Source organism: Synechococcales cyanobacterium CNB, from assembly GCA_030263455.1.
In the GTDB taxonomy this organism is placed as follows: domain Bacteria; phylum Planctomycetota; class Phycisphaerae; order Phycisphaerales; family UBA1924; genus CAADGN01.
On the sequence record SZOZ01000005.1, the window covers coordinates 132,707 to 148,002 of the forward strand.

Sequence of the window (15,296 nt, forward strand, 5' to 3'; positions counted from 1 at the left end):
GGCCTCCCGAGTCAGCGCCGCGAGCCGATGGTCGAGGCGGCGAGAGCGATACCGGCGGCGGCGAACAGCATCGTAGCCCCCCAGGCGATCGGATCGAAGACGCCCGCGAGCGAGGCGTGCAGGGCCTGCGTGGGCCACGTCATCGGGTTGACAAACATGACGGCACGCAGCCAGCCGCTCGCGCCCTCGAGCGGAAAGACCGAGCCGGAGAGGAGCCACATGGGCATGAGCAGGAGGTTCATCACGCCGTGGAATCCCTGCACCGAATCGACGCGCCAGGCGAGCGCGAGGCCGAGGCCTGCCACGCCGACCGCGACGCACGCGAGCGCGGCGAGCGCGGCAAGATGGCCGGGCGCGCCCGCGGGCAGCCCGAGGATCGCGGCCGCCGGGAGCAGCAGGGCGGCCTGCGCCGTCGCGATGGCGGATGCGCCGGCGAGCTTCGATCCCCACGCGACCCAGCGCGGCGCGGGGCTGACGAGCACGGACTGGAGGAAGCCCGCGTGCCGGTCGTTGATGAGCGAGATCGCGCCGAGGATCGCGGTGAACATGACGGAGACGGTGAGGACGCCGGGCAGCAGGAACGCGGCGTAGGTCGTGGCGGCGTGCCCCGCGGGGGGGGCGAACGACCCGGCGAACCCGCTGCCGAGCAGGAGCCAGAGCAGGACGGGCGTGCCCAGCGTGGCGACGATGCGCGACGGCTGGCGCACGAAGCGCACGAGCTCGCGCGCGGTGAGGCGGACGAAGGCGTGGACGCCGCCCGCGCTCATGGCGTGCTCCCTTCGGCGAGCGGGCGTCCTGTCGCGGCGAGGTAGGCGTCGCCGAGCGTCGGCGGCGAGACTTCGAAGGGCAGGCCGGCGAGGGCGAGTCCCGAGGCGGCGGCGGCGAGGGCGTCGCGATCGTTGCTTCGGCCGATGATGCCGCCGTCGGGCGCGACGGAGACGCTCAGCCCGCACCGCTCGAGGATCGGCGCGGACGCGCTGTCGGAACTTCGGACGGTCGAGCCGCCGAGGGAGGCGCGCAGCACGGCCGGCGCGCCGTCGGCGACGATCCTGCCCTCGTGCATCATCACGACGCGGTCGGCCCGCTCGGCCTCGTCCATCAGGTGCGTGGACATCAGGGCGGTGAGCGGTCGCCCCGCGTCGGCGGCCTCGCGGCGCAGCGCGGCGAGGGTGTCGAGGAAGCGGGTGCGCGCGTCATGGTCGAGGCCCGCGGTCGGTTCGTCGAGCAGCAGCAGGGTCGGCCGGTGGAGGAGGGCGCGGGCGAGGTCGGCGCGCCGGGCCAGCCCGCCGGAGAGCGAGCCGACGCGGTCGTCGAGGCGGTCGGCGAGGTCGAGGCGGCGGGCGGCGTGGGCGATGCGGTCGGCCGCGTCGCGCCCGGAGAGGCCGTGGAGCGCGGCCTGGGCGAGCAGGTTCTCGCGGACGGTGAGGAGGCGGTCGAGGCCGGGGGATTGGAAGACCACGCCGAGGCGTGCCCGGTAGCGGCGGGCCGCGTGCGCACCGGCCGCGACCGTGTCGCCGAAGGCTTCGAGCGTTCCGTCGTCCGGGCGGTCGGCGGTGGCGAGGAGCCGCATGAGCGTCGACTTGCCCGAGCCGTTGGGCCCGAGGAGCGCGACCCACTCGCCGACCGGGACGGTGAGCGAGAGGGCTTCGAGCGCGACGCGCGCGGGGCGGCCGCGCGAGCCGGGAAATGCGCGGCGCAGCCTGCTCGCCCTGACGGCGATCGGTGGTTGCTCGCTCGCGGCCGCGGCGTGTGGCATCAGAGGAGGGCGTGGGCCATGCCGTCGGCGACCATCGCGCACAGCAGGATCGGCAGGTGCACGATGGACGCGATGAAGACGGGGCGGGCGAGTTCGCGCCGGCGCGCCGCGGCGAGGCGGGCGCAGAGCATGAGGAACGCGCCGCCGGTGAGGAGCGCGGCGGCGAGGTAGCCCGGCCCGAGCAGCGTCGGCATCGCCCACGCCGGGGCGAGCGTGAGCGCGACGAGCAGCGGGGCCGTGAGGCCGATGGCGACCGCGGTGCGGTGCTCGCCGCGCTCGAGCGCGGGCAGGACGCGGTACCCGCCGCGGGCGTAGTCCTCGCGGTACATCCAGCCGATGGCGAGGAAGTGGGGGAGCTGCCAGACGAACATGATCGCGAAGAGCGCCAGCGCGCCCGGCTCGACGAGCGCGGCGATCCCCGGCGTCGCCGAGACGGCCGACCAGCCGATGAGCGGCGGGAGCGCGCCCGGCACCGCGCCGATGAGCGTCGAGCCCGCGGTGACGGGCTTGGACGGCGTGTACACCCACACGTACAGCGCGACGCACGCGAGCGAGACCAGCGCGGGAACGACGCCCGCGAGCAGCAGCAGCGTCAGCACGCCGAGCGTCGAGAGCGCGAGACCGGCCGTGCGGACGGACGACGGCGTGAGCCGCCCCTCGGGCAGGGGGCGCGTCGCGGTGCGCTGCATGAGGGCGTCGCGGTCGCGCTCCATCCACTGGTTGAGCGCGTTCGCGCCCGCCGCGGAGAGCGCCGTGCCGATCGTCGTGCCGAGCACGAGCAGGGCGAGCTCGCCGAACGCCCAGCGGTGCCCCGCGGCGGAGCGCTCGAGCGCGGCCATGCCGAAGCCGACGAGCGCGGTGATGGTGACGAGCCGCGTGATGCGCGGCTTGGTGGTCTCGACGATGGCCCGCAGGCCGCGGACGGTGGCGAGTTCGCCCAGGTCCGCGGCGGGGATGGATGTCGATCGGCTCAACGGGCGTCTCCGTCGTGCGTGGGGGGGGTGGCGGGTCTGCGAGACGGCGGGGTTTCGGGCTGGCCGGAAGGGTTGCGGTCTGGCAGGAGGGGAGTCTAGGCGATTGGTGCTCCGGATTGTGCCCGTGATTGCGCCCGGGGGGCATGCCATCTTCCGGAGCGGCCCCGCGCCGTTCCCCGCCGCCGGACCGGCACGGGCTTCACCCCGCTTGTACGAACCTGAACAGCGCGGATTCCGCGCTCCGGCCCGCGCCACGGCCCCGGCGGCCCGTGCCCGCGCGGTTGCGGCCCGTGCCCGCGCGGCTCGGGCACGAGTCCGCGAGGCTGCGGCACGTGCCCGGGAGTCTGGAGCGCGTGCCCGCGCGGCTCGGGCACGGGTCCGAACGGCCGCGGCACGCGCCGGGACGGCCGGGGCACGTGCCCGCCCCGGGGCGGCGGCCGGGGACCGCCCGGATCAAGGGCCGGGCGCGGGGTTCGCGGGCCGTCCCTCGACGAAAAAGGGGCCGACCCTCGCGGGGCCGGCCCTCGTGGAGAACGCGGGTTGACGGTCGGATCAGCGGCGGCGGCGGAGCATCAGCCCGCCCGCGGCGAGCAGGGCGAGAGAGCCGGGCGCGGGGATCTGCATCTCGCCGCCCCGGATGTTGCCGAAGTTGTCGAGTCCGGCGACGAAGATGCCCTGCAGGGGCGTGCCGTCGAGGGCGTCCTGGCGGATGATGTTGCGCTTCGGTCCGCGAACGCCTGTAGGCTGCCGCGGCCGGTTCTCAACCGGCGAGGCGCGGAGGCCGCTGGATGTCGCGACGCCCCGTCTATTACACCTTCGGCAACCACATGCACTGGGTGGACATGCAGTGGCTGTGGGGGTACGACGTGCTCCCGGGGTCGGTGCGGGACATGCTGCGCCTCTGCCGCGAGACCGGCGCGCGTGGCTGTGTGAACTTCGACGCGATCGGGTACGAGAAGATGGCGGCCGAGTGCCCCGATGCGCTCGCTGAACTGCGGGAGGCGGTGCAGGCCGGCACGATCGAGCCGGTCGGGTGCTCCTACGGGCAGCCCTATGGCCTGTTCCACGGCGGCGAGAGCAACGCGCGGCAGTTCACGTTCGGCGTGCGGAGCGTGCTGCGGCTGCTGGGCGTGAGGCCGCGCACGTTCTGGGAGGAGGAGTTCTACTTCTTCCCGCAGCTGCCGCAGGTGCTGGCGTCGTGCGGGTTCACGGGGGCGAACCTGTTCTTCCAGTGGACGTGGCACACGCCGGAGGCGCCGCGCGAGCGGGCGAGCCTGATCCTGTGGGAGGGCGCGGACGGCACGTGGCTGCCGACGCTGCCGCGCAACGAGCTGAACGTGCACCAGTGGCCCGAGGACTTCGACGGGCTGCTCGAGCAGGGGCTGATCCGGGAGCTGGAGGCGCCGGCGATCGTGCAGTGGCTGGAGTTGATGCCGAGCCGGGACTGGATGTGCCGGAGCGAGGTGCTGCTGCCGCGGCTGAAGGCGTTGTTCGCGGACCCGCGGTTCGAGGTGCGGCCGCGGACGTGCGGGGCGTTGATCGAGGAGTTGCGTGGGTCGTCCGAAGGCGATCCGCCCGTTCGCGCGTACACGATGGACGACGTGTGGCACGGGATGACGCTGGGAAAGAACGGGGACCGGCACCCGCGATCCAGCGGGCTGTGCGAGCAGCGGCTCGTCTGCGCCGAGGCGATCTCCGCGCTGCTGGGATTGTTCGGCCGCCCCTACCCCGGGTGGGACGTCTACCCGACGTGGGAACTCGAGGAGGGGTGGCGCGAGGCGCTCGCCGCCCAGCACCACGACAATCACGAGTGCGAGGGGCTGTGCGGGTTCATCGGCGAGGCTTCCTTCGAGCGGGCGTCCACCCTGGCGAACGAAGTGGCCCGGCGTTCGATGGAGGCGCTCGCGTCGCGCATGAACGCCGTCGAGGGGGCCACGGTCGTGTTCAACGGTGCGGGTGTGCCGCACGACCTGCTCGTCACGACCTCGCTCGACCTGCGCGGCGAGGTGGTCGAGGATGTTCCCGCGTTCGGCTACCGGGTGGCGCCCCGCGCGGCACGCGGAAGCCCGAAGGTCAGGGCGTACCGGGAGCGAGGGACGATCATCCTCGAGCGGGGCGCGTTCCGGGTGGACGTGGACGCGGAGCGCGGCGTCATCACGCGGCTCCGTTCGGAGCGATTCCCGGAGGGGGTTGTTGCGCCGGAGAGGCCGCTCTGCGCGGTGTCGATGGCTCGCGCCGGGGGCGTCGAGACGTTCGACGACGTGCGGGTCGAACTCGACGAGTTCCAGGGACGGCCGACGGTGTTCATCGCGAGGGCGAGCCGGTCGGGCGACGGCGGATTCGGCGCCCGTGTGTCGCTCGCGCCTCTCCGGGACACCGTGGACGTTCAGATTCTGTCCGATCAGATTCCCGATCCCGAGCCGGGAATGCGCGGAGGGCTTGCTGCCGAGTTCGTGCCTCGATTCCGCATCGCGAGGGTCGTGTGCGACTACCCGTTCGGGATCGGCCGGGTGGAAGCGGCGGCGACGCGCCCGCGGAAGTACCCGACGGGCGACTGGATGACGTCGCCGCAGGTCTTCGAGGACGTCCACCGGCCATTCACGGCGTTGCGGCTCGTCGATCTGCTCAACGATCAGGGCGACGGGCTGCTGATCACGCACGACGGATCGCAGCAGTGGTTCCGAACGGAGGACGGGGTGCGCTGCCTGCTGACGGCGCGCGACCCGTGGGACGGGAAGCGGTACGAGCGAGGGTTCGATGCGAGCCTCGCCATCACGCCGCACGGCCCGCTGACCGATGCGGAGCGGGCGAGCCGGGCCGCCCGATCGTGGCTCGTCGGCGTGCACGAGGGCGAACGGGGCGATCTCCCCGATGTGTTCGGGCCTCTGGAGATCACCGGCGCGCCGGCGGTCCACGCGCAGGCCTTCTTCCGCGAATCCATGAAGTCCGGCGAGCGCCTGCCGGACTGGGCGGGGCACCGAATGGCGATCGAATCGAGCGGCGCGTGCACGCACCCCTTCGTGATTCGCCTCGTCGAATGGAACGGCGAACCGGCCGAGGTCACGCTGAAACTGCCCGGGACGGTCGCGCTCGCGGCCAAGACGAACCTCATGGGCGAGTGCGGCCCGTGGCCGGCCGGAGCCGCGCCCGCCGAGGCCCCGCTCCATCTGCGCGACACGGGTTGGCTCTCCCCCGAGCCTGCCGATCCGCCCGACTGGGCGCGCGGGGCCGTGCTCCGCGGCAGGCTGGTCGAGTGGTCGCGGGTTCGCTTTGCCGTGCGGCCGCGCGAGATCGCGACGGTGATGGCGGACCTGGTGATGGGGCGCAAGGCATGGCGCGACCTCGACGCTAAACGCGAGGTCTGGGCGACGGTGCATCGGACGACTGAGCCGCGGGACAGCGAAGGAGCACGGGCGTGAGCGGAAGCGTGTGCGTCGTCGGCTCGATCAACATGGACTTGGTGGTGCGCACGCCGCGCCTGCCCGTGCCCGGGGAGACGATCCTCGGCGGCCCGTTCGCGACGTTCCCCGGCGGGAAGGGCGCGAACCAGGCCGTCGCGGCGGCCCGGATGGGGGCGCGCGTGTCGATGGTGGGGCGGGTCGGCGCGGACGACTACGGGCAGTCGCTCCGGGCCATGTTCGTCCGCGAGGGCGTGGATGCGACGGCGATCCGCGCCACCGCCGGAACGGCGACCGGGGTCGGTGTCATCATCGTGGACGAGCGCGCGGGCGAGAACACCATCGTCGTCGCACCCGGCGCGAACGCGAGTCTCACGCCGGAGGACGTCGAGAGCGTGGCCGGGATCGTCCGTTCCGCGGCGGTGCTGCTGCTGCAGCTCGAAACGCCGTTCGAGACCGTCGCGGCTGCGATTCGTGTTGCGCACGGAGCCGGGCGTCGCGTCGTGCTGAACGCCGCCCCGGCCGCGGTCGTGCCCGAGGGAATCCTCAGGCAGGTCGATCTGCTGGTTGCGAACAGGGGCGAGGCCGCGCTGCTGACGGGGGGGGCAGAGGAGGACGATCCGCTCGCGCTGGCCAAGGACGTGCTCCGGCTCGGATCGGGCGCAGTGGTGGTGACGGCCGGGCCGGATGGGGCGTGCCTGGCCGCGAGCGACGCCTCGGTGCGTGTGCCGTCGATCCCGGTGCGGGCGGTGGACTCGACCGCGGCGGGGGACGCGTTCTGCGGGGCCTTGGCGGCCTGTCTGGCGGCGGGCGGATCGGTCGAGGAGGCGGTTCGCACGGGTTGCGTCGCGGGCGCGCTGGCGGCGACGCGGCCCGGCGCGATTCCTTCCCTGCCGGGGCGAGCCGAGGTCGCGGAACGGTTGCACGTCACGCACGCGGAAGGCGGAGAGCGCACGCGATGACAGGCGAGAAAGGAGTCGGCGCGGGGTTCATCGAGCACATCCCGGGCACCGCGCCGGTCGCACCACCGGAACGCCACCCGGGCGCAAAGGGCGTCGGCGTGCTCGGGCTGCACGAAGGGCGGACGCTCCTGATCGCCCTCGAGTCGCGGTGCGTGTTTGCGCGGGCGGTGGCGGGATGCGACCTGAGCGAGGAGAAGATCGCGGCCTCGCGCCGCGAGTTGCCGGGGCTGTACTACACCCCGGATTACGGCTCGATGCTGTCCCGTCCCGAGGTGGAGATCGTGGCGATCTACACGCCGGACCACCTGCACGCCGAGCACGTGGAGCGGGCCTTCGAGGCCGGCAAGGACGTGATCTGCACCAAGCCGCTGGCGAACTCGCTGGAAGGGGCGAAGCGCATTCTCGAAGCGGGCCGGCGGACGGGTCGGCGGCTGCTGGTCGGGCAGAGCACGCGCTTTTTTGAGCCGTTCCGGCGGCAACGGTCCGCGCTGGAGCGAGGCGATTTCGGCGGCCTGAACGCGGTGGAAATGGTGGATGCGCACTACATTCACCGCATGGACTGGTACTACCGCAAGAGCCGGTGGGCGGCGACGGAGACCGACTGGGTGTTCCTGGGGTTGAGCCACCCGGTCGATCTCGTGCGATGGTACCTGGGGAGGATTCGGTGCGTGCACGCGCTCGGCGTTGTGTCCGCGATGGGGCGGGCGTTCGGCGTGAATGGGAGAGACATGTACGTCGTCAACCTGCTGGCCGAGGACGGGCGGATCGCGCGCGTGATGGGGCATTATGGATGCCACGAGTTGCCGACAGCACGCAACTGCATCGAATGTCTCGTGTTCGCGTCCGGCGGGACGAGCCTGGCGCAGTACCACGACATGCGGTACGTGCACACCGCGAGCGGCGCGGACGACGAAGCCGTGGGCGTGGGCGGGGGCGCGTTCCGGCCGGGCGCGCACGCCGAGATCGTCGAGGACTTGCTCTACGCGGGCCGCCATTACTACTTCAACAGCGAGGTGCACGGGATGCACTACGGCGAGTTCGCCAACTACGCCGATCACTTCGCCTCCGGGCTGATCTCGGGCGAGCCGCGATCGCCGGAGCTGGAGGAGGGCGTCGAGACCGTGTGCGTCATGGAGGCGATCAGGCGATCGGCGGAGACCGGTGAGCCGGTCGAGATCGCGCCGTTGCTTCGGCAAGTGGGTCTGGCCTGACGAGCGGCCGCGGGCCGCCAACGATTGCCCGTGTCCGAGTCCGCGGCCATGGTGAGAAGCCTCCTCCCGTCGTGCATGGCGACGGATCGGGAGCGGATCGCGCGCCGGCTGCGGGCGGCCGACCACGCGGGACGGCGCGACGAGATTCGCTCGCTGCACGCGCAGGCGGAGCGTTCGGCGCAGCGGGCCGCGGCGCGGGCCGGGCGCATCCGTTCCATCGACTACCCGCCCGAGCTGCCCATCGTCGCGGAGCGAGAGCGCATCCTGTCGGCGATCCGGGAGCACCAGGCCGTCGTGGTGTGCGGCGAGACGGGTTCGGGCAAGAGCACGCAACTCCCGAAGTTCTGCCTGGAACTGGGGCGCGGCGCGACCGGCGTCATCGCGCACACGCAGCCGCGGCGCGTCGCGGCCCGGAGCATCGCGTCGCGGGTGGCGGCGGAACTGCGCGTGCCGCTCGGGCGCGCGGTCGGCTACAAGGTTCGGTTCAATGATCGCACGTCGCCCGACACGCTCGTCAAGGTGATGACCGACGGGGTGCTGCTCGCCGAAACGCAGGGCGACCGCAGGCTGCTCGCCTACGACACGATCATCATCGACGAGGCGCACGAGCGGAGCCTGAACGTCGACTTCCTGCTCGGGTACCTGCGCCAACTGCTGCCCAAGCGGCACGACCTGAAGGTGATCGTCACTTCGGCGACGATCGACCCGGAGCGTTTCAGCCGCCACTTCGGCGGGTGCCCGGTCATCGAAGTCTCGGGGCGGACGTACCCGGTCGAGGTCCGGCACGCGCCGCCGGACGCCGCGGACGCCACGATGTCCGAGGCGATCGTCCACACGCTGCTGGGGCTTGAGGCCGAGGGCTTGGGCGACGTGCTCGTGTTCCTGCCGGGCGAGCGTGAGATCCGCGAGGCGGCCGAGGCGTTGCGGGCCGCGCCGGGCGCGGAGGGGCGGGAGGTGCTGCCGCTCTACGCCAGGCTCTCCGCGGAGGAGCAGGACCGCGTGTTCCGCGCGCACAACGGGCGGCGCGTGATCCTGGCGACGAACGTGGCGGAAACGTCGCTTACGGTGCCGGGCGTCCGTTTCGTGATCGACACGGGCGTCGCGCGGATCAACCGCTACAGCCCGCGCTCGCGCATCCAGCGGCTGGAGGTCGAGCCGATCTCGCGTGCGTCGGCGGACCAGCGGGCCGGCCGGTGCGGACGCGTGCGTGAGGGGATCTGCGTCCGCTTGTACAGCGAGACCGACGACGAGTCGCGCCCCAGGTTCACCGATCCGGAGATCCTGCGGACGAACCTGGCGGGGGTGATCCTCCAGATGGCCGCGCTGCGGCTGGGCGAGGTGGAGCGATTCCCGTTCGTCGAGGCGCCCTCGGCGCGGATGATCCGCGACGGGCGCGACACGCTGGTCGAGCTGGGCGCGATGGGAGCCGACGGCGGGCTGACCGAGATCGGCCGTCGACTGGCGCGGTTGCCGGTCGATCCGAGGCTCGGACGGATGCTGCTGGCGGCGGAACGGGAGGGGTCGCTGCGCGAGGCGCTGATCATCGTGGCGGGCTTGTCGGTGCGAGATCCGCGCGACAGGCCGATCGACAAGCGGGACGAGGCGGACGCGGCGCACCGGGCGAACGCCGACCCCCGTTCGGACTTCCTGACGCTTGTGCGTGTGTGGGAGGAGTTCCACAAGGCCGCGCGGGAGTCGTCGCGCCGGGGGTTGCAGGGCTGGTGCCGGGAGCGGTTCCTGTCGCACGCGCGGATGCGGGAGTGGCAGGACGTTCACCACCAGCTGCACGCGATGGCGATGGAACTCGGGATGCGGATCAACGCCGCGCACCCGCACGAGGACCGCGTGCACCGGGCGCTGCTGACGGGGCTGCTGGTGCACGTGGGCCGGCTGCGCGAGCGCCACGAGTACGAGGGGCCGAGCGGGACGAAGTTCAGGATTCACCCGGGGTCCGTGATGCACGGGCGCGATCCGCCCTGGATTGTTGCGGCGGAGCTGGTGCAGACGACGCGGCTGTACGCGAGGATTGTCGCGCCGGTGCGAGCGTCGTGGGTGGAGCGGCTCGGGTCGCACCTGCTGTCGCGGACGTATTCCGAGCCGCGATGGGATGCGCGGCGCGAGCGTGCGGTCGCGTTCGAGACGGTGTCGCTGCTCGGGCTGCCGGTGGTCGATCGCAGGCGGGTTGATTTCGGGGGCGTGAACCCGGCCGAGGCGCGGGCGCTGTTCATTCACCACGCGCTGGTCGAGGGCGGGCACGCGAGCGGGGCCGATTTCGAGCGGCACAACCGGCGCGTGGTCGAACGAGTGCGCGCGCTGAGCGCGAAACTCCGCCGCGACGAGAGTGCGGCGCAGGCCCAGCGGCGCTTCGACTTCTACGACCGCAGAGTGCCGCCGGGCGTCTGGACGGGGCGTGCGTTCGAGGCGTGGCGGCTGCGCGCGGAACGCGACGATCCGATGGCCCTCTACTTCGACGAGCGAGAACTGGCCGGTCCGCTCGCCGAGGCCGCGTCGGCGGAGTCGTTTCCCGACACGATCCGCGTCGGCGGCGTGGAACTGCCGATTGACTACGCGCACGACCCCGGCGGAGATGCGGACGGAGTCACCATCACCGTGCCGCTCGGGGCGGCGTGGTCGCTCACGCAGGCGGCGGTGGACTGGGCGGTGCCGGGAAACGTCCGCGACGCGGCGATCGCGCTCGTGCGGACCCTGCCTCGCGCGGCGCGGCGGTCGCTCGGGCCTGCGCCCGAGATCGTGGATTCGTTCCTGGCGTCGTCGCCGGATCGTTCGTGTCCGCTGGTTGAAGGACTCGCGGCGTTCATCGGCCGCACGCGCGGCGTGACGGTCCGTGCCGGCAACTTCGCCCCGGACGCCGTGCCGGAGCACTTGAGGGCGCGTGTCGCCGTGGTGGACGAGGGCGGCCGCGCGGTGGCTTGCGGGCACGACGTCGCCGCCGTTCGCGCGTCGATACGCGGCGCGCTGGCCGAAGCGCTCCGCGTCGTGCGGAGCGACTACAACCGGGCGGCGATCTCCGACTGGACGATCGGCGACCCGCCCGAGAGCGTCGTGATCGCGCTCGGCGGCGCGAGCGTGCGGGCGTGGCCGGCGATGGCCGAGGAGATGCGAGCGGCTGCGGTGCGGCTGTTCACTTCGCGCGATGAGGCCGAGGCGGCGTGGCCGATCGGCGTCCGACGACTCCTCCGCGTTCGACTTGCCGGCGAGTTGCGGACGCTCATCGAGCACCTGCCGGGCGTCGAGCGGCTCCGGCTTCTGTACGCCACGCTCGGAAGCGCGGACGCGCTGCACGAGGATCTTGCGGTGATGGCGGTCGAGCGCGCGTGCCCCGTCCCGCTCGCGGCGATCCGGACGTCGGCAGCGTTCGAGCGGGCGGTGTCCGAGACGTGGGGCCGCCTCTCGCCCGCGCTCGTCGAAGCGGCGAGGGTTGCAGAGAGGACGCTCGAAGCCGTGCAGCGGGTTCGCGTACTCATTGAAAGCAACCCCGAACTCCTGCATGGCGAATCCGGGGAGGACATCGCCTCGCAGTTGGATCACCTGATCCCGGCCGGGTTCCTGGCGTCCACGGCGGCCGACCAATTGCGGCACTATCCGCGTTATCTCGCCGCGCTCGAGGCCCGGCTTCGCAGGCTGGCGGCAGGCCGCACGGCGGGAGAGCGGGCCGCGTTGGACACGGTCGCGCCGGCGTGGTGGCGCTACATCGACGCTCTTGGGCGGCTCGACTCGCATCCGCCCTTGGCGCGCGACGAACTCCGCTCGTACCGATGGATGGTCGAGGAACTTCGCGTCTCGGTGTTCTCGCAGGGACTCGGCACCGCTCAACCGGTTTCGGCGAGGCGTCTCGATGAGCAGTGGGGGCGGGTGCAGGCGGCTGCGGCGGGCTGAGACGCCACGCGGCGGACACAGTATCCTTCCGCCTCCCGGCCCGGAGCGGGTCACTCGACCGGAGAATCGGACCGTGCTTGTCGGCATCCCGAAAGAAGTGCACCAAGGCGAGCGCCGCGTTGCCGCCACGCCGCAGACGGTGTTGCGCTACCGCAAGGCCGGGTTCGGGGTTCTGGTCGAGCGAGGCGCGGGCGACGCGGCGGGCTGTTCTGATTCGGCGTTCGTCGAGGCCGGAGCCGAGATCGTTGACGGGGTGCGAGACCTCTGGCAGCGAGCGGACCTGATCGCGAAGGTGCGCGGGCCGGAGGCGCACCCAGGGCTGGGCGTGCACGAGGCGGACCTGATCCGGGAGGGCGGGAGGCTCGTTTGCTTCATCTGGCCGGGGCAGAACCGGGAGCTGCTGGAGCGGTTGGCGTCGCGGCGCATCACCGCGCTCGCCATGGACTGCGTGCCCCGCATCACGCGGGCGCAGAAGATGGACGCCCTCAGCGCGATGGCGAACGTCGCCGGGTACCGGGCGGTGGTCGAGGCCGCCCACTCTCTGCCGCGGTTCTTCGCTGGGCAGATGACGGCTGCAGGGCGTGTCGATCCGGCGAAGGTGCTGGTCATCGGGGCCGGCGTCGCGGGGTTGTCCGCGATCGGTACCGCCCGGAGCCTCGGAGCGATCGTGCGTGCATTCGACACGCGTGCCGCGACGCGCGACCAGGTCCGCAGCATGGGCGCGGAGTTCCTCGAACTGCACGTCGATGAGGAGGGCGAGGGGGGAGGCGGCTATGGGAAGGAAATGTCCAAGGCCTACGTCGAGGCGGAGATGGCCCTCTTCGCGGCGCAGGCGATGGAAGTCGACGCGATCATCACGACCGCACTCATCCCCGGCAAGCGGGCGCCGGTGCTCGTGACCGCGGGCATGGTCGAGAGCATGAGGCCTGGTTCGGTCGTGGTGGACCTGGCGGCTGAGCAGGGCGGGAACTGCGCGCTGACGCGACCGGATGAGGTCGTGGAGCACAAGGGCGTCACGATTGTCGGATTCACGGACCTGCCGAGCCGGATGGCGAGCCAGTCGAGCCAGTTGTACGCGACGACGGTCTTCCACCTGGTCGAGGCGCTGGGTGCGGACCTGGAGCCGGACTTGGGGGACGAGGTAATACGAGGTGCGCTGGTCGCGCACAGGGGCGAGATCACCTGGCCGCCGCCGAAGCCGCAGGTCGAGCCGGTGGTCGCGACCGGGCGCGAGCGTGCAGAGCCTGCGAAAGTGGCCCCGGTGCCGGCCGCGGTCGAGAGGAAGTCGCGGCCGTGGCAGAGGGTGTTCTGGCTGGGGCTGGCGGGCGTGCTGCTGCTGCTCATCGGCCTGACCGCGCCGCCCGCGCTGCTCTCGCACCTCACGGTGTTCGTGCTGGCGTGCTTCGTGGGCTGGCTGGTGGTGTGGAACGTCACGCCCGCGCTGCACACGCCGCTGATGAGCATCACGAACGCGATCAGCGGCATCATCGTGATCGGCGGGATGCTGCACCTCACGGGCCAGGGGCGGGGGTTGCCGGCGGTGTTGGGGATGGTGGCGGTGCTCGTTGCCACGGTGAACGTCGCGGGCGGGTTCCTGGTGACGCGGCGGATGCTCTCCATGTTCCGGAAGCACGCCCCGACGGGAGGATCGTCAGCGTGATGCCGGAGAGCATGGTGACGGCGTCGTACATCGCTGCCAGCGCGCTGTTCATCCTCGCGCTCGGCGGGCTGTCGCGCCCCGAGACGGCACGGCGCGGGGTCGCGTGCGGCATCGCGGGCATGGCGCTTGCCCTGACCGCAACGACGCTCGGAGAACGAGTGGGCGATTACGCCCTGCTGGCGGCGGCGATGGCGCCGGCGGTGATCGTCGGTGCGGTGGTCGCGGCGAGGGTCCGGATGACGGCGATGCCGCAACTCGTGGCGATTCTGCACAGTTTCGTCGGGCTTGCGGCGGTGCTGGTGGCGGTGGCGGGGCACCTCGAGCCGCACGCCTCGCAAACCGGATCGGGCGAACTGGTGCATCGCGTCGAGGTGTATCTCGGGGCGTGCATCGGTTCGATCACGTTCACCGGCTCGGTCGTCGCGTTCCTGAAGTTGCAGGGGTTGGTGAGCGGCAAGCCGCTGATTCTTCCGGCCCGTCACGCCGCGAACGCCGCCGCGCTGCTGGTGACGGTCGTGCTCGGCGTTCGCTACGGCATGGCGACCGGCGGGGCGGGAATGGCGGAGTTGCTGATCGCGACGGCCATCACGGGTGTGCTGGGGATGCACCTCGTGGCCGCGATCGGTGGGGCGGATATGCCGGTCGTCGTCTCGATGCTGAACAGTTACTCGGGTTGGGCGGCATCGGCGGCGGGCTTCATGCTGGAGAACGACCTGCTGATCGTGACAGGCGCGCTGGTCGGCAGCAGCGGCGCGATCCTGAGCTACATCATGTGCCGGGGGATGAACCGTTCGTTCATCAGTGTTATCCTCGGCGGGTTCGGCACCGAGGGCGGGGCCGCGCCGTCGGGCGAGGCACCGGGGGGTGAGGTCACGCCGATCGACGCTCCCGCCGCCGTCTCGCTTCTGAAGTCGGCGCGGAGCGTCATCATCGTGCCGGGGTACGGCATGGCCGTCGCCCAGGCGCAGCACGCGCTGGCGGAATGTGTCCGCCTGCTCGAATCGGCCGGCGTGCTCGTTCGTTTCGCGATCCACCCGGTTGCGGGGAGGCTGCCGGGGCACATGAACGTGCTGCTCGCCGAGGCGGGCGTGCCGTACGACGTCGTGCTCGAGATGGAGGAGATCAACCCCGACTTCCCGCAGACGGACGTCGTGCTCGTCATCGGGGCGAATGACATCGTGAATCCCGCTGCCCAGGACGACCCTGGGAGTCCGATCGCCGGGATGCCTGTGCTTGAAGTCTGGAAGGCCCGCACGGTGATCGTGATGAAGCGGGGGATGGCCACGGGCTACGCGGGCGTGGACAACCCTCTGTTCTACCGCGAGAACACGCGGATGCTCTTCGGCGACGCGAAGAAGGTCGTCGAGGCGTTGCTGACGGGGCTGCGTTCGTAGCCGGTTCGCGTCTGTGGATGATCGTGCCCCGGCCTGCCGATAGA

At 72.0% G+C, this 15,296-nt stretch carries 9 protein-coding genes; 6 read left to right on the top strand and 3 right to left on the bottom strand.

Features of this window, described 5'->3' with window-relative positions; translation table 11 throughout:
• Window positions 1-11: 11 nt before the first annotated feature.
• The 3 genes from FBT69_06730 to cyoE are packed head-to-tail and all read right to left on the bottom strand — an operon-like array spanning window position 12 to window position 2,880.
• Complete coding sequence (locus FBT69_06730) at window positions 12-767, bottom strand: hypothetical protein (GenBank protein ID MDL1904496.1); 756 nt, start codon at window positions 765-767, stop codon at window positions 12-14.
• On the bottom strand, window positions 764-1,756 hold the full coding sequence (locus tag FBT69_06735) for an ABC transporter ATP-binding protein (protein MDL1904497.1): 993 nt from the start codon (window positions 1,754-1,756) through the stop codon (window positions 764-766). The genes FBT69_06730 and FBT69_06735 overlap by 4 nt, the downstream gene beginning before the upstream one ends.
• Entirely contained in the window at window positions 1,756-2,880 is a 1,125-nt protein-coding gene (gene cyoE, locus FBT69_06740) for a protoheme IX farnesyltransferase (protein ID MDL1904498.1), read from the bottom strand. Before cyoE ends, FBT69_06735 begins: the two co-directional genes overlap by 1 nt.
• Window positions 2,881-3,518: 638 nt before the next feature.
• On the opposite strand from cyoE, the gene FBT69_06745 reads away from it, so the two are divergent.
• The 6 genes from FBT69_06745 (at window position 3,519) to FBT69_06770 (ending at window position 15,252) form a co-directional block, all read left to right on the top strand.
• Window positions 3,519-6,149, top strand: a complete 2,631-nt coding sequence (locus FBT69_06745; protein ID MDL1904499.1) for a hypothetical protein — start codon at window positions 3,519-3,521, stop codon at window positions 6,147-6,149.
• Complete coding sequence (gene rbsK / locus FBT69_06750) at window positions 6,146-7,090, top strand: ribokinase (GenBank protein MDL1904500.1); 945 nt, start codon at window positions 6,146-6,148, stop codon at window positions 7,088-7,090. Before FBT69_06745 ends, rbsK begins: the two co-directional genes overlap by 4 nt.
• Window positions 7,087-8,301, top strand: a complete 1,215-nt coding sequence (locus tag FBT69_06755) for a Gfo/Idh/MocA family oxidoreductase (protein ID MDL1904501.1) — start codon at window positions 7,087-7,089, stop codon at window positions 8,299-8,301. Before rbsK ends, FBT69_06755 begins: the two co-directional genes overlap by 4 nt.
• Window positions 8,302-8,331: 30 nt before the next feature.
• Complete coding sequence (hrpA, locus tag FBT69_06760) at window positions 8,332-12,198, top strand: ATP-dependent RNA helicase HrpA (protein ID MDL1904502.1); 3,867 nt, start codon at window positions 8,332-8,334, stop codon at window positions 12,196-12,198.
• Window positions 12,199-12,271: 73 nt separating this feature from the next.
• Window positions 12,272-13,858 carry a Re/Si-specific NAD(P)(+) transhydrogenase subunit alpha gene (locus FBT69_06765; protein ID MDL1904503.1) on the top strand — a complete coding sequence of 529 codons (1,587 nt, stop codon included), beginning with the start codon at window positions 12,272-12,274 and terminating at the stop codon, window positions 13,856-13,858.
• Complete coding sequence (locus FBT69_06770; GenBank protein MDL1904504.1) at window positions 13,858-15,252, top strand: NAD(P)(+) transhydrogenase (Re/Si-specific) subunit beta; 1,395 nt, start codon at window positions 13,858-13,860, stop codon at window positions 15,250-15,252. The genes FBT69_06765 and FBT69_06770 overlap by 1 nt, the downstream gene beginning before the upstream one ends.
• Window positions 15,253-15,296 lie beyond the last annotated feature (44 nt).